Below are 25,453 nucleotides of genomic sequence, written 5' to 3'. Positions count from 1 at the left end.
CTCCATTACAGTCGAAATGACGACTATGTAGATTAGTGCTTGATAAAACCCTCAGCTTTTTCTAATACAGTTGGTAAACCTGCCGGGTTTTTTCCACCTGCAGTTGCATAAAACGGCTGACCACCGCCCCCACCTTGAATTTCTTTACCCAATTCACGGACAATATTTGAAGCATTCATTCCTTTTTTCACCAAATCATCAGAAAGCATAACCGTAATTCCAGGTTTGCCATCAATTTCAGTCGTAAATACGAGGAATAAATTATCAATCATATCTTTTAATGAATAAGCTAAATTTTTCACAGCATCAGCGCTCTGTAAATCGATGTGTTTTGCAATCAGGTTTACACCATTAATACCACGAACGTGATGAACAATTTCATGTTTTAGGTTACCAACACGTTCCAAAGTAGATTTTTCAATTTCCTTTTTAAGTTTTGCATTTTCATCCAACAAAGCCTGTACAGAAGCTGATAAATCTTTACTTCCGTTCAATAAGGCTTTTAAATGGCCAAGCTCTTTGCGCTGATCAAGAAAATATTGTTCGGCTTTATCTGCTGTAATGGCTTCAATCCTGCGAACACCAGCGGCAACAGCACTTTCAGAAATAATTTTAAATGAACCAATTTGTCCAGTTGCTTTTACATGTGTTCCACCGCAAAGTTCTTTCGAGAAATGGTCGTCAAAAGTTATCATACGTACAAAATCGCCATACTTTTCGCCAAATAATGCGGTAACACCACTTTCAATAGCATCTTGATAGGGTACGTTTCTTTGTTCTTTTAATTTTATATTTTGTCTGATTTTCTGATTTACAATCACCTCAATTTGGGCCAATTCTTCATCTGTTACTTTAGCGAAGTGAGAAAAATCGAAACGTAAATAATCAGCATTTACTAACGAACCTTTTTGGTTTACATGGTTGCCCAAAACTTGTTTCATTGCTGCATGCAATAAGTGTGTTGCCGAGTGATTATCTTCCGTTAAAATACGTTTGTCTTCATCAACAACTGCCCAAAACTTACCTTCCAAATTATCCGGAAGAATATCAGCAAAATGAACCGTTAAGCCATTTTCCTTTTTGGTATCGGTAATATCAACCCAAAACTGGCGGCTATGGTCTTCTAATCGACCAGTGTCTCCTACCTGACCACCACTTTCAGCATAGAAAGGTGTTTGACGCAAAACAATTTGATACTGTTCTTTTCCTTTTGCCTTAACCTTACGATATTTTAAAATTTCAGTTTCAATTTCTAAATCATCATAACCTACAAATTCACTTTGTTCATCAGCATTTACAACCACCCAGTCGCCTGTATCAATTGCTGTTGCAGCACGACTATCATCTTTCTGCTTTTTAAGCGCTTGCTCATAAGCAGTCAAATCGACAGACCAACCCTTTTCACGAGCCATTAGCTCAGTTAAATCAATAGGGAAACCAAAAGTATCTGATAATTCGAAAGCAAAACTTCCATCCACAATATTATTTGTTGCCTGATATTTTTCGAAACGCTGAATACCCGTTGATAAAGTTCTTAAAAACGAAACCTCTTCTTCTAAAACAACTTTCTGAACAAAATCTTGCTGAGAAATTAGTTCATCGAAAACACCTTTAAACTGTTCGGCTAATAAAGGCACTAGCTGATTTAAGAAAGGTTCTTTAAAATTTAAGAAAGTATAGGCATAACGTACCGCACGACGTAGAATCCTACGGATTACATAACCAGCCTTATTATTTGATGGCAGCTGACCATCAGCAATTACAAAGGAAATGGCACGAATATGGTCGGCCATTACACGCATAGCGATGTCAGTTTTTTCATCAGCACCATATTTTACACCTGATTTTTCAGCAATAAACTGAATTAGCGGTTGAAAAACATCGGTATCGTAATTAGAAGTTTTTTCTTGTAAAACACGTACCAAACGCTCAAAACCCATTCCGGTATCAACATGCTTTGCCGGTAAACTCTGCAATGAACCATCTTTTAAGCGGTTAAATTGCATAAATACATTATTCCAGATTTCGATAACCTGTGGATGGTCTGCATTTACCAAAGTAGCTCCACCAACTAAAGCCTTTTCTTCATCGGTACGGCAATCCACATGGATTTCAGAACATGGTCCGCATGGTCCGGTATCGCCCATTTCCCAGAAATTATCTTTTTTGTTTCCTGGTAAAATATGGCTTTCATCTACGTATTGCTTCCAAAGGTCGTATGCCTCTTGGTCCTTTTCTAAGCCTTCTTTTTCATCACCCTCAAAATAGGTAACATATAATTTATCCTTCGGAATTTTATAAACCTCAGTTAACAGTTCCCAACTCCAGGCAATGGCATCTTTTTTGAAATAATCGCCAAAACTCCAATTCCCAAGCATCTCGAACATGGTGTGGTGGTAAGTATCTATACCAACTTCCTCTAAATCGTTGTGCTTTCCAGATACACGTAAGCAGCGTTGAGTATCTACAGCACGGGCATATTTAATTGCGGCTTCGCCTAAAAACAAATCTTTAAATTGATTCATACCGGCGTTGGTGAACATCAATGTTGGATCGTTTTTAACTACAATTGGCGCTGAAGGAACAACATGATGTTGTTTCGATTCAAAATAATTAAGGAATGCCTGTCTAATCTCTTTTGCTGTCATTACATTTTATTAATTGGAGCAACAAAATTAAAATTTTATTGCGTTAATAAGGAAAAATCGAGCTACATTTGAATACTTTAATTAAACGTTGTAAAACCTTAATAATCAATCACAAATTATGCCGTACAAAGAAAGAGACATCAACAAAATGTATTATACTATGGGCGAAGTGACTGAAATGTTTAATGTTAACGCATCGCAAATCCGTTTTTACGAAAAGGAATTTGACATTCTTCAACCTAAGAAAAACAAGAAAGGCAATCGTTTATTTACACCAGAAGACATTGAAAATTTAAAGATTATTTTCAACCTTGTTGATGAAAAGGGTTTTACATTAAAAGGTGCAAAAGAGCATTTGAAAAACAATAAAGGCGATGTAAAAGAAAATCAAAAGATTATCGATTCCTTAGAAAAACTTAAAGGCTTTTTAGTGAATTTGGCGCAGGAGTTGTAGAAAAAAACTAATAATCGTTTCAGCTAAAATATTTCATTAAATTTTTCTTTAAAAAGTATTTTTCTACATTAGGACAACCAAACGCCAATCTTCCCTATTTTTTATTTACCGGTTTAACGCCTTAGAATGAAAATATGGAATGTACTTTTAATCTCCCTCACACCACTTTATTTATCTGCTCAAAACAATTTGGGGCCACGCTTAACCGCGATGGGCAACAATGGCGCAGCTGTAACCGACATTTGGAGTTTGCAGGCGAATGCCTCTGCAATTACAAATCTCGAAAAACCAGCGGCATCTATTAATTACATTAAACATCTTTTTAGCAATGAAGTAAGCACGCAAGGTTTTGTTGCGGCAATCCCATTTAAAAATAATTTTCTTGGCGCAAGCTTTCAGCGATACGGTTTTTCAGAATATTTTGAAAGTAAGGCTGGCTTTGCTTACGCGAAGAAATTCGGAAAAAAACTTTCGATTGGGTTAAATGGAAATTACCATCAGTTAAAAATTAACAATTATGGCTCGTCAAATGGTTTTTCTGTTGATGTTGGTGCGATTTATCAGTTTAAAAACACATTTACATTAGGTGCATTTGTAAGTAATTTATCAAAAGAAAAATATAGTAGTACACTGATTTTAAGCGAAATACCAACTAAAATCAATATTGGATCAAGTTATCACGCATCTGATAAAGTCTTGATTGCAACCTCAGTTTCTAAAATTTTGAATCAACATATAGATGTTTCTTTTGGCGTAGATTATAAAATTGTTGATCTGCTCAGTTTACGCGGCGGCCTAAGCGCTAAACCTTTTAAACAGTATGCAGGTTTTGGCGTGAATTATAAGAAACTTCTGTTTGATATGGCAACAACCTACGATGCTAATCTAGGATATGCTCCACAAGTAGCTTTGGGTTATGCGTTTTAGCTTAGTAATTATTGCCTTTGTGATGATGGGATTCATTGCAAAGGCACAAAACACAGAACAAGATGTTGTTATAAAGGATATTTTAGAAAGTGTAGCCGAAAATCTACCAGAAGATTATGACATGACCGAATTAATTGATGTGTTAACCAGATTAAAAAAACACCCGATTAACTTAAACAGAACTACTCCAGAAGAATTAAAGACATTAGTATTTCTCTCTCCATTGCAAATCAGTAATTTCTTTACGCACTTAAAAGAAAATGGAAATTTTGTTGACGTTTTGGAACTTCAAACAATTGATGGATTTGATGCCAGACTAGTACAAAGTTTAATTCCATTTGTTACTTTAAATACAGCGACCGAATATGAAAAATTTTCCTTTAAAAAGATTTTTGCTGTTGGTGAAAATGATTTGCTCATGCGTTTTGCTCAAACTTTGCAAAAGCAAAAAGGTTTTACGGATTTACCAGGCAACCGATATTTAGGCTCTCCGGAAAGATTTCAAACTCGATACCGCTACCATTACGGAACAATTATTTCTGCTTCGATAACATTAGATAAAGATGCTGGCGAAAAATTTATTGGCAAACCATTTGATTTTTTCTCAGGGAACATTGCCTTATTTAAATTAGGCAGGGTAAAAAAATTAGTTGTTGGTAATTACACCTTACAATTTGGCCAGGGTTTAACCATGTGGTCGGGCTTTGCATTTGGAAAGGGGCCTGATGTAACCAGTATTGCCAAAAAGGATTTAGGATTAAGACCATATTCTTCTGCAAATGAATATTCATTTTTGCGAGGTGCATCAGCCACAATCAATCTATTCAAAAATATAGATATTACACCTTTTGTTTCTTTTAGAAAACTGGATGCAAGTCAGGATATAGATGTTGATGGAAACCTTGTTCAATCTACGATTAACCAAACCGGCTTGCATCGAACGCCTACTGAAATTTCGAACAAAAACTCTTTAACGCAGCAGACTTATGGAACTGTAATTCAATATGCTAAAAGCGATTTAAGTATTGGTGTTGTTGCTTATCAATCTGAATATGGAAATAGATTTATACCTCAAAGTGCATTGTATGATAAATTTAGTTTCAGAGGGAATTCACTTACTAACCTCGGACTGCATTATAATTACACCTATAAAAACATTTATTTTTTTGGTGAGGTTGGCAAGAGTTTAAATAGTGGTTTAGCACATATCAATGGCGCATTAATTAGTTTATCTCCAATTGTATCGGCCGCAATAATGTATCGAGATTATGCAAAAGATTACCACAACTTTTTTAATCAATCGGTTTCCGAAGCAAGTGAAGCCACGAATGAGCAGGGACTTTACACAAGTCTAAATATTACTCCAAATAAGCGTTGGGCCTTTGCCATTTATAGCGATTATTTTCGTTTTCCGTGGTTGAAGTTTCGTGTTGATGCACCATCAAAAGGTTACGAAATTTTAAGTCAGGCGGTTTACACACCTACCAAAAATTTTAAGGTTTTAGCCCGATTTAAGACTGAAAATAAACAACAGAACACCGATTTAGATGTACCAATTAACTTTTTAGAGGATGTAAAAAAAGAGAGCTATCGTGCTGAAGTAAGTTGGCAACTTAACAAAAAATGGAGTTTTCAAAACCGTGCAGAAGTTTCACAATATAAAAAAGGTGATGCCAACAGAGAATTTGGTTATCTGATTTATCAGGATGTAGACTATTCGCCAATGTTTTCGAAAATTACAGGCAATCTGAGAATCGCATATTTTAACACACCGAGTTATAACAGCCGAATTTATGCATATGAAGACGATGTTTTATACAGTTTTGCTTTTGGCATGTATAATGGAAAAGGGTTTAGAACCTACATAAATTTGAAATATAATATTGCCAAAAAACTAAATATTTGGGCTCGATATGCAATGTTTTTGTATCAAGATGTAGAAACTGTTGGCACTTATTTAGATGAAATTCAGGGCAACAAAAAATCAGAAATAAAAATTCAATTGAGGTACCAATTCTAAAAATATGTTTAAAGCAGAATATGTTTTTGTAAAGATTTTAGCACCTTTAATTTTAGGAATTGGAGTTTTATATTTCTTCCAAAGTGAAGAAATGATTTTAGCTATAGGCTTAACTACCGGCTTACTATTTTGTACGACTTTTCTACTCAATCTCACCTATAAAAAGCTAAATGGCTATAAATTTAAAGGAATAATTGGCATACTGATTTTCTTATTTTTTATCTCATTGGGAGGATTGCTTTGCCTATTAAACAGCGAAAAACTTAAGCCAGACTATTTCGCAGAGGCTGATTACAAGTATTTAAAAATCTGGGTTAATGATGAACCTGAACAATCGGGTGATATTTTAAGATTTAAAGTAAGAGTTGTATCCGGATACAAAGAAAATAAACAAATCAAGCTAAGCGGGCAGTTATCAGTAGCTTTAAAAATAGATAGTTTAAAGCCAGTACGTCTTAAATATGGTGATGAATTGATTGTTTCGGCCAACTATTTGGAAGTCGAACCACCCTATAATCCTGCCGAATTTAATTTTAAACGTTGGTTGGCCAGTCAGAATATTCACCAGCAAACCTTTATAAATCAAAATCATCTATTAAAAACGAATAAAAATATTGGTAACCCGATTATCAAATTCGCGTTAGCTTTAAGAGAAAATCAAATTGCAAAATATAGAAAACAGATAAAAAATGATGAGGCTTTTGCAGTTGCTTCAACATTAATTTTAGGGTATCGAGCCGATTTAAGTAAAGAAACTTTATCCGCTTATTCCAAAACAGGCACCATACATGCACTTTCAGTTTCAGGTAGTCATGTTGCCATAATTTTCTTTGTTTTAGATTTTCTGTTGTTATTTCTGAATAAAAACCGATTTTCAAAAATCTTGAAATTCACATTGATTTGTGGTTTAATTTGGATATACGCTTTAATTACAGGTTTATCTCCATCGGTTGTTCGTTCGGCAATAATGATTTCGATTTTTATAACAGCTAAAACATTCGCCAAAAATAAAAATGGCTATAATACATTGGCCTTTGCGGCCTTTTGTCAATTAATTTACAACCCATTCCTAATTTGGGATGTTGGCTTCCAGCTTTCCTACATTTCTGTTTTTGGTTTAATTTATTTACAACCTAAAATTTATAAATGGATTTACATCAAAAATAAATGGCTTAATAAAATTTGGGAATTAATTGCCCTCTCTCTGGCTGCGCAACTGGTTACATTTCCACTTTGTATTTATTATTTCCACCAGTTTCCGGTTTACTTTTTACTCGGAAACTTATTTATTTCTATTCCCTTAATCATCATCATGATTTTAGGAATTGCGGTGCTCCTTCCTGGAATAGATAAATTATCGCCAATTTTTGAATGGATTATCGTTACCACAAATTCCGTTTTGAAGTGGATTGCTGATTTGCCCTATTCTACTTTCTCTGCCGTTTGGATTAATTTGTCAGAATTCATCCTCCTAAGTCTATCAATTGGCTTACTTATTTACGCTTTGGCGAAGTTCAATAAGCAATTAATATTATTCTCACTAATCACTTATATTTTTTATCAATCGATGATAATTTTGGATTATTATAAAGCCATCAACCAAAAGAAAATTATCTTTTTTACTTTAAGAAAAAATTATGCTGCAGCTTTTATTCAAGGCACAAAAACAATTTTAGCTACAGATTTAAAAGAAGAAGACAAGAATTATCAGTTTTTTGTTAAACCCGCTTTAGAGCAATCTCAAATCAATAAAATTGATTTTATCAGCATTAAAAAAGATACGGTTTTAGCCAATTTTATTCTTAAACAAAAACAAATCATTTTTGGTAATTATAAAATTTTGCTTTTGGATGAATCTCTAAACTACAAGAAACTGAAAACCGAAGGCAGCTTTAATAGTGTTTGGATAACTGGAAATACTAAATTCAAATTAGAAAATCTTCCAAGGGAAATTAGTTATAAAGATGTAATTATTGATGCAACCAATAAGGATTACAAAATCACAACTTTTAAAGCTTTTGCCGAGAATAATAAAATTTCAAAACATGTTTTAAAGAAAAATCCTGCATATTTGGTTCAACTAACCCAATAATATGGAAAATCTGGTTTTGTACAATGTTGCAGAGAGAATTGCAACAATAACCATTAACCGCCCGGAAAAGCGAAATGCCTTAAATCCTGAATTGATTTCTGCATTAACAGATGCATTTATTCAGGCTGAGGAAGATGATGATGTTAAAGTGGTTATCTTAAATGCAAATGGAGGTACATTTAGCGCCGGTGCCGATTTGGAATATCTTCAACAATTGCAAAACAATACTTTCGAAGAAAACGTTGCTGATTCGAATAACCTCAAAAAGCTTTTTACTACAATTTATTATTTACCAAAGGTCGTAATTGGGCAAGTGGAAGGACACGCGATTGCAGGCGGATGTGGTTTAGCAACCATATGCGATATTGTTTTTGCTACACCCGGAAGTAATTTCGGCTACACAGAAGTCAAAATTGGTTTCGTTCCTGCAATTGTTTCCTGCTTTTTAGTACAAAAAGTGAATGAAACGATTGCCAAAGAAATTCTATTAACAGGCAAAACGTTTAATGCAGAGCAGGCCTTAGCATATAAATTGATAAATTTTGTAACAAATTCAGAAGAAATACATCAAACTGTTAAGGAATTTGCATTAAGTTTGTGTAGAGAAAGTTCGGGTAATTCGTTGATGATTACAAAACAATTAATTAGTCAGACCACAAATCCGCTACTCGAAAAAGCATTAGAAACCGCAGTTCAAATTAATGCCCGGGTTAGAGAAAGTGACGATTTTAAAAAGGGAATTGCATCATTCTTAAACAAAGAAAAAATTAATTGGTAAATAACTAAACTGAAATAAAAAAATGTTAAAATCTATCAAAACTAGCGTTGTCGCTTTAATACTAGTAAGCACAGCTGTAATCGCACATGCACAGAAAAAAATAACCGAAGGCACTTTGGTTTACGGAATTAAATACAAAATCAGTGCTCCTGGTGCTCCAGAAGAACAAAAAGTAAAATTCAACGGAGATATCTCGAAATTAGAATTGAGTTTTGGTCCGGCTACTGTTGGTGTTTTGTTAGATAATAAAACTGAAACTGGCTTAACTTTAGTTGATATTCCTGTTGCGCAAAAACAATTAGCTGCTAAATTAACCAAAGCAGATATGGAAGAATCAAAAGCCACTAGACCATCATATTCTGAGTTTAAAGCTACGGGTGAGAAAAAAACACTTTCTGGCTATAATGTAGAAAAATATACTTTTAAAGATAGTAAAGGCGGCACCGGCGAACTTTGGGCTACGGCTGATGTAGATGTTCCGGTTAACATTGCAACTGCCGATTTTAAAGAAGTTAAAGGTTTCGTTGTTATGATTGATACAAAAGAAGCTACAATTACTTTAAAATCTTTAACCGAAGGTAAAGTTGGCGAACTTTCTGTAACTAAAATCCCAGCTGGTTACGATGAAATTACTTATGCTGAAATGAAAGCTATGCAAGGTGGTGGCGAATAATTAACCATCACTTTTACTCAAAGCTTTTTAACTGCCGGCCTTTTTTATAAATTAGCCGAAAAGTTAAAAAGCTTTTTTTTTGACCTAACTTATTATGATTAAAAACCTACTCTTAATTACCTACATTGCTATTTTTTCCGTAGTTAATGTAAAGGCCCAAGGCATAAATTGGACCAAAGATGGCAATTCTTATTATCAAATTGCCGGCGGTGAAATTATTTCGGTTACACTCCCAAAAAGTGATAAAAAAACCATTATTTCAAGAGCTTTATTAACACCTGCCGGAAAAGGAGAAGCTATCGCGGTTAGAAGTTTTCAGCTTTCTGATGATGGTACTAAAGCCCTAATCTACACAAACAGCAAAAAAGTTTGGCGTTACGATACTCGCGGCGATTATTGGTTAGCAGATTTAACTGCTAACAAAATAACCCAAATTGGAAAAGACAAACCTTCGTCGTCCTTAATGTTTGCTAAGTTATCTCCTGATGGCACTATGGTGGCCTATGTAAGCAAACATAACTTATACGTAGAAAATGTTGATGGAACAAACTCAAGAGCTTTAACAACAGACGGAACCGACCGAATGATTAACGGTACTTTTGACTGGGTTTACGAAGAAGAGTTTGATTGTAGAGATGGTTTTAGATGGAGTCCGGATAGCAAAACAATTGCTTATTGGCAAATCGATGCAACTAAAATCAAGAACTTTTTAATGATAAACAACACCGATTCGATTTATCCTTATACCATTCCGGTAGAATATCCAAAGGTTGGCGAAAATCCATCAGCTTGCAAGGTTGGTGTAGTTGATGTTTCTACAGCGAAAACCAATTGGCTTAATGTTCCTGGAGATAATATTCAGCATTACATTCCGCGTATGCAGTGGGTTCCAAACAGCAACGAAATCATTTTGCAACAACTTAACCGAGCGCAGAATGAAAGTAAGGTATTTCTTTGCGATGCCACTTCTGGAGCTGCAAAAGCAATTTATACCGAAAGTGCAAAAGCTTGGATTGATGCACAAGACGATTGGAAATGGTTGGCAGCGAATAAAGAATTTACAATTGTTTCTGATAAAGATGGCTGGAATCATTTGTACAGAATCAGTCGCGATGGCAAGAAAACTACTTTAGTTACTAAAGGGAATTACGATGTTATCAATGTAAAATTAATCGATGAGAAAAACAATTATGTGTACTTCACAGCATCACCAAATAATGCTACTCAAAAATATCTATACAAAACTAAATTAGATGGAAAAGGTAAATTAGAACAGGTAACGCCTTCTATCCTACCGGGAACACACAATTATGATATTTCTCCAAATGCAGCTTTTGCCCGTCATACCTACAACAGCTCTATTATTAGGCCCATTACCGAATGGATGAATTTCACCACCGGAAATCCGTTTACAATGGATGGCAGCATCAGCACGCAATTATCTAAACAAGAAGCTCCAAAAAACAAAGTGGAATTCTTTAAAGTAACCACTGAAGATGGCGTTGAATTAGATGGCTGGATGAAAAAACCAGATGATTTTAATCCGAATAAAAAATATCCGGTTGTATTTTATGTTTACGGCGAGCCTGCTTCGGCAACAGCTTTAGATACATACGGAGCTGGCAGAAATTTCCTTTACGCTGGCGATATGGCTAAAGATGGTTATATCTACATTTCGATGGATAATCGTGGTGCACCTGTTCCAAAGGGCACTGCATGGCGTAAGGGCATTTACAAAAATATTGGCGTAATTAATGTTCGCGACCAGGCAATGGCTGCTAAAAAATTACTGGCCACTAATGCATTTATGGATAAAGATCGTGTTGCAGTTTGGGGCTGGAGTGGCGGCGGTTCATCAACCTTGAATTTGATGTTCCAATACCCGGAAATTTACAAAACCGGAATTGCAATTGCCGCAGTCGGCAATCAACTAACCTACGATAATATTTATCAGGAGCGTTATATGGGCACACCATTCCCAAGCAAAGAAGCTTACGTAAAAGGTTCGCCAATTAGCCATGCAAAAAATTTAAAAGGCAATTTATTATACATTCATGGTACTGGCGATGATAATGTTCATTATCAAAATGCCGAAATGTTAATTAATGAATTGATCAAAAACAAAAAGGTATTTCAGTTAATGAGTTATCCAAACCGTACGCACAGCATTTCTGAAGGCGAAGGGACAAGCGAACACTTATCGCTTACTTACACTAAATTTTTAAAAGACAATTGTCCTCCGGGAGCGAAATAATTTAATTATTTAAAAAGCAATTTCAGCGGGGAATCGGTTTCGATAGCCCCGCTTTTTATTTCAATCTTTTAAAAACAACTTCTGCCTTACTGAGGTATATTTAGGGTTATTGCTATTTTAAAAGTATTTCCATTTCAATCGGGTTTAAAATGCAAATTCTGTGCTTTTATTAACTACGCTATATAAGCGGCTATCCCTAAAGACACCACTATTGCAATCCCAAAGCTTAACAAAGTACCAATCAAAACGTATTCCGTTAGTTTCAAGTCATGCGCTTCTTTTAAATCACCAAATCGAAAAATAGATTTAGCTGCCAATAAAAAACCAACCGCTTCAAAATGATTGGTTACAATGAACACAAAAATCAAGGCACGCTCTAAAATCCCAATGTATTTACCTGCATTTTGCAACGATTTCGGGCTTTCATCATCACTTTCGGGCAACCATTTGGCAATAATTACTTTCATAATTATTGATGTTGGCATAGTTAAAAACAACATTCCGGCAATTAAAACCCAGGTTTTAATATCATCAATATAACTGATATCCAAATAGCCTTTATAAAAAAAATGCCAAATTAATACGATTGAAGAAAAGTGAAATATTTGGTCGATAAAGAACAGTAAACGAGCATTCTTTTTAGTCTGGAACAGAGATTTTCCAGCATCAATAATGAAATGCAATAAACCTATCGATAAAGCAATTTTCCAGACTCCGAAACTTAAAAAAACTAAAAATATTAAAACTATATGTACCGCAACATGCATGTATAGCTTTCCCGATTTTAGTTTATTTTTTTCTTTATCCTTAACCCAAGAATTTGGTTGCAAAAAGAAATCTCCAATTAAATGCGCAAGGATGAGTTTGATTAAATAAATATCCATTATTTAGAAATTATTTGATTCAGTTTTTTACGGTACAATTTATCTACCTCCATAAGTTCAGCGAAATTTGCCCGTTTTAAAGCACCGCTAACCAATGGTTGTGTTCTCCCAGATAATTGGGCCAATTCATTTTGCAATAAATTTTCGTTCTCTAAAGCTATTTTTACCATTTCGGCAGCTACAACTCCCCAACTGTTCATTGCAATTAAACTCAATTTAATTAAAACATTTATCTCTTCATCAAATTCTTGGTAATCAGTTTTAATTGCAAGATTAACCTTAGCCTGTTTTAAACCATCAAAAGCAATTCCGGAGTTAATAAAGGCATCTCCGCTAGATTCAGAAAGCTTTTTTCTCTTAACTTTAACATTGCCAAGGCCAATACCCATCCTCACATCTGCAGGTTTATTTATTCTAATACAAGCTTTTATGTAAGCAGCAACTTTAATTGCATTTTCTGGCTCAATTTCTATTTGAAAGCTGTCGCCTCGAAATATTTCCCATCTGTCATTTTGCCCAGAAACTTCTTTTAGAGCCTTTTTTAAGCTTATTAACCAGCTATCCTTAACTTTTCTTGAGCCTATAATATCGCCTGTTATAATGCAATTCATACTACAATATCGAATTAATTAATTAAACTTCATAATATATCTGCTAATTAACAGATATTTCGATTTATCTGCTAATTAGCAGATATTTTAATTTATCTGGCAATTAGCAGATATCAGTATAAAACTTATGCGGCAATTTATTGTTTACTAAAACATGGCATTAATCGAATTTACAAAAAGAGGTATTTACTGTAAGCAAGGCGATTTTTATATAGACCCTTGGTGGCCTGTAGATTATGCTGTAACTACCCACGGTCATAGCGACCATGTGCGTTTCGGAAATAAACATTACTTATGCCATACCTTAACAAAGCCTATTATTAAGCGCCGCATTAGTGAAGATTTAGATGTACAAACCCTAAATTATGGTGAAAGTATTGTTAGAAATGGCGTAAATATATCTTTTTATCCGGCAGGCCATATTATTGGTTCGGCGCAAGTTCGCTTGGAATATAAAGGAGAAGTTTGTGTAATTTCTGGCGATTACAAAACAGAAGATGATGGTATTAGCGATGTATTTGAACCAGTAAAATGCCATTCATTTGTATCAGAAAGCACATTCGGCTTGCCCGTTTACAAATGGCAAAAACAAGATATCGTATTTAATAAAATGCAAAATTGGATAAGCGATAATATTGCTGAACAAAAAACCAGCGTATTGATTGCTTATAGTTTAGGCAAAGCGCAACGCTTAATTAAAAACCTTGCAGGTAACGTACCCATTTATGTTCACAATAGCATTGCAAACTTAAACGAAGTGATTATAAAAGCTGGTGTTAATTTACCAGAAACCATTAGAATTACACCCGAAACCACTAAGGATGAATTGCAAAAAGGAATTGTAATTGTACCTCCGGCGATGAGAGACAGCCGTTGGATTAAAAATCTTAGCCACCCGGTAACTGGAATCTGCTCTGGTTGGATGCAAGTTCGGGCACACCGTCGCTGGCAAAGTGCTGATGCGGGCTTTGCGCTTAGCGATCATGCAGATTGGCCGGGCTTAATGGATGCCATTACAGCAACGGGAGCAGAAAAAGTATATGTTACGCATGGTTTTACAGCAGCTTTTAGTCGGTTTTTAAACGATAATGGTATTGAATCAGAAGAAGTAATGACTAAGTTTGGGCAAGAAGATGATGAGGAAAACAAAGTTGATTTAGCAGAAACAGCAAATCAAAATTCTGAAACTAATAACAAACAATCAGAATGAAAAAGTTTGCCAAACTGATACAAAAACTTGAACAGAGCAATAAAACCAACGATAAAATCGCTGCATTGGTAGATTATTTTAATTACGCAGATGATAAAGATAAAGTTTGGGTAATTACATTATTCACAGGGAAAAAGCCAAAACGTCCGATAAAATCGGCCCTAATAAAATATTGGGCAATTGATATTACACAAACGCCAGAATGGTTATTTACAGAAAGCTATTCGAATGTTGGCGATTTAAGCGAAACGATTGCCTTACTCCTTCCACCAGCTGAAAACACTTCAGATTTTCAATTACATAAATGGATTGAAGACTTACATGATTTAGAAGGCAAAGATGATGAAACCAAGAAAGGTTTTATTCTAAATGCCTGGAATCATTTAGAAACGCAAGAACGTTTTATCTTCAACAAACTTATTTCAGGGAATTTTAGGATCGGCGTTTCTAATAAAATGTTGGTTAATGCCTTAGCAAAGCAAAGTAGCTTGGATAGTGCCCAAATTATGCATAGCATTATGGGTAAATGGAATCCTTACGAAATAACCTTTGAAGAGTTAATAAACGGCGTACACGTTAACACAGATAATTCTTGGCCTTACCCATTTTGTTTAGCTTATGCTTTAGAACAAGAACCTGAAAAGCTTGGCGATATAACCGAATGGCAAGCAGAATGGAAATGGGACGGCATTCGCGGGCAAATTGTGAAACGAAATGGCGAACTCTTTATTTGGAGCCGGGGCGAAGAATTGGTAACAGAACAATTTCCAGAACTACATTTTTTAGTAGATATTTTGCCTGATGGAGTAGTAATAGATGGAGAAATCCTGGCTGTTCAAGATAGAAAGGTTTTGTCTTTTAGTACATTACAGCAACGTTTAAACCGTAAAACGATAAATAAAAAGCAACTCGAAGATGCACCAATCGGCTTTTTTGTTTATGATATTTTAGAATTCGAAACCAAAGATTTTAGAGAACAACCGTTGAGTGAAAGACGTAAAGTTTTAGAGCAACTTATTGGTAATTTAGATGAAAGCGCAGTTATTCTTTCGCCTGTAATTCACTGCAAAAACTGGGAAGAGTTGGCAGAGTTAAGGCAAACTTCTCGCTCGATAAACAGCGAAGGCATAATGCTAAAGAAATTAAGTTCACATTACCACAGTGGGCGTAAACGTGGCGATTGGTGGAAATGGAAAATTAATCCTTACACGGTTGATGCAGTGATGATTTACGCTCAAAAAGGTAGCGGGCGAAGGGCAAATTTCTTTACTGATTATACCTTTGCCGTTCGTGATGGGGAGAATTTAGTTACCATTGCAAAAGCCTATTCGGGTTTAACCGATAAAGAAATTAAGGAAGTAAATTCATTCGTAACCAAAAATTCAATTGAAAAATTTGGTCCTGTGCGTACGGTAAAACCGGAATTGGTTTTTGAAATTGCTTTTGAAGGAATTGCGGAGAGTAAACGCCATAAGGCAGGTTTAGCTTTACGTTTCCCTCGTATTTTACGTTGGCGAAAGGATAAAAAAGAAGCCGAAATTAATACATTGGAAGATTTAAGACAATTATTGGCATCTACAATGTAAAGCTTTCGTTATAGCGAGGCACGACCTGTTGGAAGGTTTGTTTTACCTAGGTTTACCTTGCTATATAAACCAGACAGCAGTGGAAATACTTTTGTTAAAGGTCTTCGACAAGCTCAGACTGACATTAACAAAAGATTGCAACGAATGGCGGGACTGATTTAACCGAAGAATTACTGAAATTGCTTTCCAAAAAAAAATAATTATAAATGGACCAAACCAAAACCAAAGGTTACAAGAAGATAAAAAGCTGGTTAAAAGCCAATAAACGCAAGCCTTTTCAATTTCAGGAAGATGCGTGGCAATATTATCTTGATGGTTACAGTGGTTTGGTAAATGCGCCTACAGGCTTCGGAAAAACATTTTCGCTGTTTTTAGCTGTTGTAATTGAGGCCTTAAATGCATCAGAAGCAAGCAACAAAAAAGCCAAAGACCGCTTGCAATTGATTTGGATTACGCCATTGCGTTCGTTGGCAAAAGATTTAGCCAGAGCCATGCGGGAAACTTTGATAGAACTGGAATTAGATTGGCATGTTGGCGTTCGTAACGGCGATACATCACAAGCTGAAAAAGTGCAGCAGAAAAAATCAATGCCCGAAATTTTGCTGATTACACCCGAAAGCTTGCACTTATTATTAGCTCAAAAAGGTTCATCAACTTTGTTTAAAAACTTAAAATGCATAGTTGCTGATGAATGGCATGAACTTTTGGGCAGCAAACGCGGCGTTTTGGTAGAACTCGCTGTTTCGAGAATTAAAGGCTTACAGAGGTTAGAAAAAAATCAATTTTTACGCGTTTGGGGAATCTCGGCAACGATAGGAAATATTGAGGAAGCTTTGGATGTTTTAGAACCAAACGAAGCAGCCAAAAGAATTATTGTTAAGGCAGATTTAGAGAAGAAAATCCAAATTAAATCTATTTTACCAGATGATATCGAAACCTTGCCTTGGGCCGGGCATTTGGGTTTAAAACTTGCATACAAACTTTTGCCCATTATCGAAAAAAGTAAAACCACTTTGATTTTCATCAATACGCGCGGTCAATCAGAAATGTGGTACCAACACTTATTAAATTTGGAACCTGAATTGGCGGGAAGAATTGCCATACACCATGGTTCTATAGATTTTGAGTTAAGGAATTGGATTGAAGATGCATTGCATACAGGCCAGTTAAAAGCGGTAATTGCAACTTCATCTTTAGATTTAGGTGTAGATTTTAAACCTGTTGATACCGTTGTGCAAGTGGGTTCGCCAAAAGGCGTTGCCAGGTTTTTACAGCGTGCTGGTCGCTCAGGGCATTCACCGCACGAGGTTTCTAAAATTTATTTCCTGCCAACGCATGCATTAGAATTGGTAGAAGCTGCAGCAATTAAAGAAGCTGCAAAAACTAATAACATCGAAAGTAGAGAACCTTTTATTATGGTTTTTGACACGTTAGTACAATACCTTGTAACGCTGGCTATTGGTGATGGTTTTGACGACAAAGTGATTTATGAAGAAATTAAAAATACACATGCTTTTAAATTGATTCTCGATGAAGAATGGAATTGGGTGATGCAATTTATTACTTCAGGTGGCGATAGTTTAAGTGCTTATAATGAGTTTAAAAAAGTAACAAAAGATGAAGATGGCCTTTGGAAAGTAAAAAGCAGGCAATTGGCCATGCGACATCGCTTGCACATCGGTACAATTGTGAGTGATGCCATGCTGAAAGTTAAATTTCTATCTGGCGGTTACATTGGCATGGTTGAAGAATACTTTGTAACCCGATTAAAAGCTGGCGATAATTTCCGTTTGGCGGGTCGAGTTTTAGAGTTTATCCATGTAAAAGATATGACGGTTATTGTTCGAGTTAGCAAAAAGCAAAACGCTATTTCGCCAAGCTGGAATGGCGGTCGCTTGCCCCTATCATCAAATTTAGGTTCTGTTTTACGTAAAAAATATAACGAAGCATTAGATAAAACCCACGAGGATGAAGAACTTGATGTGGTCTACCCCTTGTTTCTATTGCAACAAAAACGTTCTCACGTACCAAGAAATGATGAATTATTAATAGAGCTGATAAATAACAAAGAGGGTTTTCATCTGTTCGCTTACCCTTTTGAAGGCCGATTGGTACACGAAGTTTTGGCGGCTCTAGTTGCCTATCGTTTAAGCAAGCTTTTGCCAATTAGTTTTTCTATTGCAATGAACGATTATGGTTTCGAGCTTTTAAGTGATATCGAAATCCCCATGGATGAATCGATTGCTTACGAAGTATTTTCACCTAAAAACTTAACCGAAGATATTACTTTAAGTATCAATTCAACTGAAATGGCTCGCCGAAAATTCAGGGATATTGCCTGTATTTCGGGTTTGGTTTTTCAAGGTTATCCGGGTAAATATGTGGCCAATAAACACCTACAGTCATCAGCAGGTTTATTTTTTAATGTTTTTAGCGATTACGACAAACATAATTTACTTTTGCGCCAAGCTTACGATGAAGTTTTTTATCAGCAATTAGAAGAACCCCGATTGGCCGCAGCTTTAGAGCGTATACAGAACGGCGCTGTAGTGATAACCAATCCGAAAAGTTTTACACCGTTATCGTTCCCAATTAAAGTTGATAGCTTGCGTGAAAATATGAGTTCGGAAGAGCTGGAACAACGAATTGCAAGAATGAAAGCAGAATCGGAGAAGTTTAAATAGAGGAATTTCGAAATAGATTGCTTCGTAACCTCGCAATGACGGTTTTACATTTAAGATTAAAAATTATTAATGACCATAATAAGCCACGGCGAAGAACTGATTTTAGATAAAGAAAGGGCTTTATATTTACCGCAACATCAACTTTTAGCCATAAGCGATTTGCATTTGGGCAAATCTGCACATTTTCGCCAAGCTGGTGTTCAGGTGCCATCTACAATTGCTCAAAACGATTTGCAGCGTTTAGGCTTACTTATCGAAAAATATCAACCTCAAATCTTACTAATTAATGGCGATATGTTTCATCACGGCTTAAATGCCGATATAGATGAATTTTCGCAGTGGAAACTAAGATATAGCGATTTAACTTTTCTGTTGGTAAAAGGCAATCATGATAGACTTGCAAATGCCGATTATGCTGCAATGGATATTGAAATCCACGAGCCAAGTTTTTGTCTTGGCCCTTTTTGTTTTATCCACGATGCACCGAAATGTACTGAGGAAGAACTTTACCCCATCAGCGGTCACATCCATCCAGGCGTAACAATTGTTGGCAAAGCCAAGCAACGCCTAAAGTTTCCATGCTTCTATTTCGGAAAGGAATATGCGGTTTTACCTGCTTTTAGCACGTTTACAGGCTTGTATAATATTTACCCAAAAACAAATGAACAGATTTTCGCCGTAACACCGAACAGCGTGTTAGAGGTTTAAATTTATATTTTGAAGAGCACTGTCAGAAGCCTTTTTCATTGTTAGTCCTGCTATCACTACAAGTCCGCCCCTTTCACAAATCCTACGCACTACGGGCTTTCCGTTCTATCAGGTCTATTTAACTCTTGTCCAATTGAACATCAAAAAACTAAGCGTACGAATCTATAATTTGCTTTAATTGTGATGCCTGTAAAACACCGCTTTGTCGCCAAATTTGTTTGCCTTGCTTAAACAACATTAAAGTTGGCACACTTTGTACGTTATAAGCTGAAGCAGCAGACCGATTTTTATCAATATCAATTTTAATTATCGAAACCGAATCGCCAACTTGAGCTTTCAACTGCGCTAAAATTGGTGGCATCATTTTACAAGGACCGCACCACTCGGCAAAAAAATCTACCAAAACAGGTTTATCACCATTAATTAATTCTGAAAATTTTGACATGAGTTTAGTCTTTAGTCTTTAGTCTTTAGTCTTTAGTCTTTAGTAAAAAACAGACAATAAGAAATTTGGTTTTACAAAAAAAGTCAAGCTTTTAAAAACTTGACCTTTTGAATATCATGGAGTTTTTAAATCTCTCTGTTAAAATCCCAATTTTCTAAATAATCTGCCACTCTACGTACAAACATTCCACCTAAAGAGCCATCTACAACTCTATGGTCGTAAGAAAGTGAAAGGAACATCATATGGCGAATGGCAATAACATCACCATGTTCAGTTTCTAACACAGCTGGTTTCTTTTTAATTGCGCCAACAGCTAAAATTGCAACTTGTGGCTGATTGATAATCGGCGTACCCATTACATTACCAAAGGAACCAACGTTTGTAAGCGTGAAAGTTCCGCCCTGTGTTTCGTCGGGTTTTAACTTAGATATTCTTGCTCTTCCAGCTAAATCGTTAACGGCTTTAGTTAAGCCAACTAAATTTAACTGGTCAGCGTTTTTAATTACTGGAACAATCAAATTACCACTTGGCAAAGCTGCCGCCATACCAATATTGATGTTATGTTTTTTAATAATTTGTGTTCCATTAACCGAAACATTAATCATCGGGAAATCTTTAATTGCCTTTGCAACAGCTTCAACAAAAATCGGTGTGAAAGTAATTTTCTCATTTTCACGTTTTTCGAAACTGTTTTTAACCTTATTACGCCATAAAACAAGATTGGTTACATCGGCCTCAACAAAAGAAGTTACATGTGGCGAGGTGCTTTTACTCATAACCATGTGGTCGGCAATAAGTTTACGCATCCTGTCCATTTCTATAATTTCATCACTACCAGAAACTGATGTAGTTGATGTTTTAATTGGAGTAGATTCTGCAACTGGCGATTTTGAAACTTTCTCCTCAACAGAAGCAGCAACCGGCACAACTGTTTTAGCTACGACACCATCTTTAGTTGAAATATAATTCAATAAATCGTCTTTATTTAAGCGACCATCAGCTCCCGAGCCTTTTATAGAATTTAGCTCATCAATTGAAATATTTTCTTGTGCTGCGATGCTTTTTACTAAAGGAGAATAAAAACGATCGGATGATGTGAAATCATTTTGAACTGCTGGCTTTTCAGTTGAAAGTTGTTCTAAACCTGGAATGACAACGGGTTTCTCTTCAACAACCGGAGCAGAAACAGGTGCTTCTGTTTGTTTAATTTCATCACCCCCTTCAGTTTCAATAATCGCAATAACATCACCAACTTGTGCAACATCATTTTCCTGAAATAATTGTTTTACCAACTTACCTGCTACTGGCGATGGAACCTCAGAATCCACTTTATCAGTTGCTATTTCTAAAATTGTATCATCTAAATCAATAGAATCTCCAATTTGTTTTACCCATTTAATCACGGTTGCTTCTGCAACACTTTCACCCATTTTTGGTAACAATAGTTCGTATTGAGCCATATTAAATTACAGTATTATATATTGGTAACGCGACAAAAATACGTTTTTTATTCGTTCAACTCGTCTTCCTTAAGTAGATTTAATAGCATGGTTAAAGCAGAACTAGCCGAACGTTCTATATTTTGAATACGTTTATTGCTGAAAGTAAACACTTTAGCTACGGTTTTATTTTTTGAAGAAATTGCAATCCAAACTGTTCCAACAGGCTTATCTTCTGTTCCTCCTTCTGGTCCGGCAATTCCGCTAACCGCAATTGCATAATCTGTTTTAAAATGTTTGATTGCGCCTTCAGCCATCTCTATAATGGTTTCTTCGCTAACAGCGCCAAAATTTGTTAAGGTGCTTTCTTTAACGCCTAAAATAGATTCTTTCAAATCATACGCATAAGCCACAGCGCCACCCCAATAAACAGAAGAACAACCCGGATGCTGCGTAATTAAATGCGCAATGTAACCTCCTGTGCAACTTTCGGCTGTAGATAAAGTTAATCCGCGAGCTTTCATTAAATTTAAAATTGCCTTTTCTAACGAAATATCTTCATCAACTACTACAAACTTCGTAACCTTTGCAATAATCTGCTGTGCATAAATTTCAACTTCGCTTTTTAACTCATGCTCATCATCGCCTTTGGCAGATAAGCGCAACCTTACTTGCCCAAGTTTAGGCAGATAGGCAAGTTTAATATGACTTGGTAAACTGTCTTCTATTTCCTCAATTTCTTTCGCTAAAAATGATTCTCCAATATTCGCGGTAAGAATTGTTTTATGCACAATAAATGGCAATTTGAACCTGGATTTAATCCTTGGTAAAATTTCATCATCCATCAAATACATCATTTCGTGAGGAACACCTGGCATGGACACGAAAATTGTATCATTTTGTTCAAACCACATGCAAGGTGCAGTTCCATTTTGGTTTACAATAACCTCGCAACCATCTGGCACATCAGCCTGTTGCATATTAATGTCAAGCAATGGACGGTTAAACTTCTTAAAAATCGATGCAACCATTTCCAATGCTGCTGCGTCTCTACGAAAAACCATCCCAAAGTATTTTGCTAGTGTTTTCTTCGTAATATCATCTTTTGTTGGACCTAAACCACCCGTAATCAGAATAATATTGGCTCGCTTTTCTGCATCAGCTAAGGCCGACAAGATATGCTGCTCATCATCAGAAACTGAAGTGATTTGCTTAACAGAAACACCAATTGAATTTAACTGCTTGGCCATCCATGCAGAATTCGTATCAACAATCTGACCGATTAGAATTTCATCGCCTATGGTAATAATTTCTGCTAACATAATTTATTGATATGTATTATAGAAACCTGATCTTTTGCTCAGTTTTAAATCTTGAAGAATTGCAGATTTAACTCGAATAGTTAAAGAATAACTCTTGTAAGCGCCATATGGAACCCAGTTAATATTCATATCCCAGCAGTGTAAGTCGCGATAAATTGCAAGCTGCATTGGCGCTAAACCTTTATTTTTAAAATCGTAACCCGAACTAAAGGTAAATTTCCATTTTGGTGTTAAATTAAAATCACCATTAAAATTTAATGTATTGGTTATTGTGCTTACCCCTAAAATATTCGAATAGTCAAATCGATATTGAAATGCAAAATTCCACGCAATATTGAAATCAACAAAAGCATTTGGATCGCGATTTAAGGCGTTTAGCTGTTCAGATTGTAAAGGAGTCATTCCCTGCTTTTCAATCTGACTTTTTGTTGCATCGTATGCATCGTTTTTACGTTTAAAGGCATCTGGATTTAAACTATAATCGAACGAAAATCCAATATTCTGCAATCTTGGAAAATATTTACCGTCTTGCCAAAAATACTTGTTCCTCTCGAATATTACCCTTGTTCCGCTGCTATTTGTTGAATCTCCTAGCACATATGGATTAAATGTACCATTGTATGTTATGCCCAGTTTATCTGTAAACTGAGAACGGCCACTAAAACTGATATCTGATAACTTTCTCGTTGTATTTAGAAAGTTATACGAACCATTAAAAGTTAGACCTTGAATAATTGGTATTTTCTTTTCTCCAGTACCGGTCGTATCCTTTTTTGAACGAACTTTTAATTCTGTAGTATTATCTAAAGTAAACCCTATTGAAGCTTGCCTTCCTGAAAAGGAACCAGGGAATGCGCTACTTTCAAATATTGAATAAGTTAGTGGTCTGCCTGTAGAAGTATTAATAATTTTATTTCCATTTTGATCTATCGCTTCCTTATAAATACCTTTGGATGGGTCGGTAAAGTCTGGAGAATAAGTAAAACTTACAGAAGGTGTCATTACATGGCGCAATTGCTTAATGTTACCCAAATTTTTAAATTCCTTTGTTTTACCATAAATTTTGGTGGTCATACTTGTTGACAAATTATAACTTCCACCACGTTTAAAGCCAGTAATAGTATCTTGTCTTGAAGTATAAGAACCATCTGTAAATGTCGTAAACCTTCTGTTCGAAGTTTGAAAATTCCAAACTTCATTGTAAGTACCACCAAGAGTAAAAGTTAAATACTTTAAGGCGGTAAAGTTCATGCTAATTGGAACGCTGTGGCTAAAACCACTTTTTAGCGCTCTTAAACCAGCTGGTTGAAATAATAAACTGTCTTTAGTTGTAATGTTATTATTTCCTTGTAAACTGTAACCAACGGTAATTTTTTGATACCATTTTTGCTCTCCACTTCTATTCTTTGAATCGAACGGGCTAATGGTTGACATATTTAAGTTAAATGTCGGCAATTGTAAAGCTATTTCGCGGGTACTAAAGGTTTGCTGCGCACTTAATGCCGTACTGAAGTTGAATAAACCGCCTGCTAATACCTTAGAATATGCAATACTACTGTTAGAGCTGTTTGTTGCAATTGCGCCCAAATCATAAGTTTGATTTGCCGCAGTTGATTGATAGTAACTACTCGAACTTAAATTTACATTAGCACTAAAAGTACTTCCTGGATTGGCATTTGGATTTTGGCTATGCGACCAGCCAATTCGAAAGTCTTTACGAACATCTTCCTGACCTTGAATACCATTTCTTGTATTAGCATAGTGGGCGGTAATGTTACCATTAAATTTATAGCGCTTTGTGTAATTTGTATTCAAAGATGTTTCGTAAGAGCCGTTCGTATAAACAGAACCCATTAGTTTTGCGTCCCAATAATCACTTAAACCAATATAATAACCAGCATTTTGAAGAAAAAATCCACGAGTTGCATCTTCACCGGGTGTCGGCAACATTATTCCTGAAGTACGTTTATTCTGTTTTGGAAAAAATGCAAAAGGCAAAGCAAATGGTGTAGGCACATCTTCAATAATCATATATGCTGGCCCGGTAATAATTTGCTTATCAGTTACAATACCCTTGCTAATCATCATACCAAAATGTGGATGCGGTAGATTACAGGTACTGTACATCATATTCTTAATGTGCAACTCGTTATCGGGTTGTTTTTTACTTTGTCCGCCAGAGAAAAAGCTATCGTCTTGCTGAGTGAAAACACCAAAAACCTTTGCTTTAGTTGTTGCAGAGTTATAATAAAGCGAATCGGCTATTGCAGATCCATCAGGACCTGATTTAAAAATTGGTCGACCAACATATCTTTTAGTCTTTGGATTTGTCCTTCCACTTGCAAAAATCAAATTGTTTTTTTGGTCGTAACGAATATAATCTGCATCTAATTCAAAATCACCATAAATAACCCTGGCGTTTCCGTACATATATATAATGCTCCTATCTTTACTATAGGTTACAGAATCAGTTGCTTTATATTCGATTTTCTGATCAAGATCGCTATTGTTTTTAGGTTTTACTTTAGATGTATCCCGTTTAGAAGTATCTTGTTGAACCACCTGTTGCAATGAAAAAGCAGAATATGCGTTAGCTTTATTAACCGAGAGTGTTAATAAAATGACAGAAATTAGTAAAATAGAGTTGCTAAGAAGTTTCAAATTCGTATTTGAATGTTATTTTTGCACAAATGTTTAATCAAAAACGTTCAAAATTAG

18 protein-coding genes are annotated in these 25,453 nt (G+C 35.6%); 11 read left to right on the top strand and 7 right to left on the bottom strand.

What is annotated here, in order from left to right:
* Positions 1-32: 32 nt before the first annotated feature.
* Entirely contained in the window at positions 33-2,648 is a 2,616-nt protein-coding gene (gene alaS, locus R2Q16_RS11250) for an alanine--tRNA ligase (RefSeq protein ID WP_316737122.1), read from the bottom strand.
* A 118-nt stretch (positions 2,649-2,766) separates the two neighbouring features.
* Here alaS and R2Q16_RS11245 point away from each other — a divergent pair, with 118 nt between their 5' ends.
* The 7 genes from R2Q16_RS11245 (at position 2,767) to R2Q16_RS11215 (ending at position 11,846) form a co-directional block, all read left to right on the top strand.
* Complete coding sequence (locus R2Q16_RS11245) at positions 2,767-3,102, top strand: MerR family transcriptional regulator (RefSeq protein WP_121950206.1); 336 nt, start codon at positions 2,767-2,769, stop codon at positions 3,100-3,102.
* Positions 3,103-3,228: 126 nt separating this feature from the next.
* The gene (locus R2Q16_RS11240) at positions 3,229-4,029 is read left to right on the top strand and encodes a hypothetical protein (RefSeq protein WP_316737121.1); all 801 of its coding nucleotides are present in this window, start codon (positions 3,229-3,231) and stop codon (positions 4,027-4,029) included.
* A complete protein-coding gene (locus R2Q16_RS11235) occupies positions 4,019-6,049 on the top strand; it encodes a helix-hairpin-helix domain-containing protein (protein ID WP_316737120.1) in 2,031 nt (676 codons plus the stop codon). Before R2Q16_RS11240 ends, R2Q16_RS11235 begins: the two co-directional genes overlap by 11 nt.
* Positions 6,050-6,053: 4 nt before the next feature.
* A complete protein-coding gene (locus tag R2Q16_RS11230; protein WP_316737119.1) occupies positions 6,054-8,141 on the top strand; it encodes a ComEC/Rec2 family competence protein in 2,088 nt (695 codons plus the stop codon).
* 1 nt (position 8,142) lies between these two features.
* Positions 8,143-8,919, top strand: coding sequence for an enoyl-CoA hydratase/isomerase family protein (locus R2Q16_RS11225; protein WP_316737118.1), 777 nt, complete (start codon positions 8,143-8,145; stop codon positions 8,917-8,919).
* Between the two features lie 22 nt (positions 8,920-8,941).
* Positions 8,942-9,592 carry a DUF4412 domain-containing protein gene (locus R2Q16_RS11220; RefSeq protein ID WP_316737117.1) on the top strand — a complete coding sequence of 217 codons (651 nt, stop codon included), beginning with the start codon at positions 8,942-8,944 and terminating at the stop codon, positions 9,590-9,592.
* 94 nt (positions 9,593-9,686) lie between these two features.
* Entirely contained in the window at positions 9,687-11,846 is a 2,160-nt protein-coding gene (locus tag R2Q16_RS11215) for a S9 family peptidase (RefSeq protein ID WP_316737116.1), read from the top strand.
* Between the two features lie 173 nt (positions 11,847-12,019).
* Here R2Q16_RS11215 and R2Q16_RS11210 read toward each other — a convergent pair whose 3' ends face one another.
* On the bottom strand, positions 12,020-12,730 hold the full coding sequence (locus R2Q16_RS11210) for a DUF3307 domain-containing protein (protein ID WP_316737115.1): 711 nt from the start codon (positions 12,728-12,730) through the stop codon (positions 12,020-12,022).
* Entirely contained in the window at positions 12,730-13,341 is a 612-nt protein-coding gene (locus R2Q16_RS11205) for a SatD family protein (RefSeq protein ID WP_316737114.1), read from the bottom strand. Before R2Q16_RS11205 ends, R2Q16_RS11210 begins: the two co-directional genes overlap by 1 nt.
* 154 nt (positions 13,342-13,495) lie before the next feature.
* Here R2Q16_RS11205 and R2Q16_RS11200 point away from each other — a divergent pair, with 154 nt between their 5' ends.
* The 4 genes from R2Q16_RS11200 (at position 13,496) to pdeM (ending at position 19,529) form a co-directional block, all read left to right on the top strand.
* A complete protein-coding gene (locus tag R2Q16_RS11200) occupies positions 13,496-14,551 on the top strand; it encodes a ligase-associated DNA damage response exonuclease (protein ID WP_316737113.1) in 1,056 nt (351 codons plus the stop codon).
* Positions 14,548-16,137, top strand: coding sequence for an ATP-dependent DNA ligase (locus R2Q16_RS11195; RefSeq protein WP_316737112.1), 1,590 nt, complete (start codon positions 14,548-14,550; stop codon positions 16,135-16,137). Before R2Q16_RS11200 ends, R2Q16_RS11195 begins: the two co-directional genes overlap by 4 nt.
* Positions 16,138-16,343: 206 nt before the next feature.
* Positions 16,344-18,821 carry a ligase-associated DNA damage response DEXH box helicase gene (locus R2Q16_RS11190; RefSeq protein ID WP_316737111.1) on the top strand — a complete coding sequence of 826 codons (2,478 nt, stop codon included), beginning with the start codon at positions 16,344-16,346 and terminating at the stop codon, positions 18,819-18,821.
* Between the two features lie 69 nt (positions 18,822-18,890).
* Positions 18,891-19,529 (top strand): ligase-associated DNA damage response endonuclease PdeM, encoded by a 639-nt coding sequence (gene pdeM, locus R2Q16_RS11185; RefSeq protein WP_316737110.1) that lies wholly within the window; start codon positions 18,891-18,893, stop codon positions 19,527-19,529.
* Positions 19,530-19,677: 148 nt separating this feature from the next.
* Here pdeM and trxA read toward each other — a convergent pair whose 3' ends face one another.
* The 4 genes from trxA to R2Q16_RS11165 form a co-directional block, all read right to left on the bottom strand.
* On the bottom strand, positions 19,678-19,974 hold the full coding sequence (trxA, locus tag R2Q16_RS11180; protein WP_316737109.1) for a thioredoxin: 297 nt from the start codon (positions 19,972-19,974) through the stop codon (positions 19,678-19,680).
* 125 nt (positions 19,975-20,099) lie between these two features.
* Positions 20,100-21,434 (bottom strand): dihydrolipoamide acetyltransferase family protein, encoded by a 1,335-nt coding sequence (locus tag R2Q16_RS11175; protein WP_316737108.1) that lies wholly within the window; start codon positions 21,432-21,434, stop codon positions 20,100-20,102.
* Between the two features lie 47 nt (positions 21,435-21,481).
* The gene (locus tag R2Q16_RS11170; protein ID WP_316737107.1) at positions 21,482-22,735 is read right to left on the bottom strand and encodes a competence/damage-inducible protein A; all 1,254 of its coding nucleotides are present in this window, start codon (positions 22,733-22,735) and stop codon (positions 21,482-21,484) included.
* Positions 22,736-22,738: 3 nt separating this feature from the next.
* The gene (locus R2Q16_RS11165; RefSeq protein WP_316737106.1) at positions 22,739-25,396 is read right to left on the bottom strand and encodes a putative LPS assembly protein LptD; all 2,658 of its coding nucleotides are present in this window, start codon (positions 25,394-25,396) and stop codon (positions 22,739-22,741) included.
* Between the last annotated feature and the right edge of the window lie 57 nt (positions 25,397-25,453).

This window comes from Pedobacter aquatilis, from assembly GCF_032678425.1.
Classification (GTDB): Bacteria; Bacteroidota; Bacteroidia; order Sphingobacteriales; family Sphingobacteriaceae; genus Pedobacter; species Pedobacter aquatilis_B.
The sequence above is the reverse complement of the archived record's forward strand: the minus strand, read 5'-3'. Positions and strand labels throughout refer to the sequence as shown.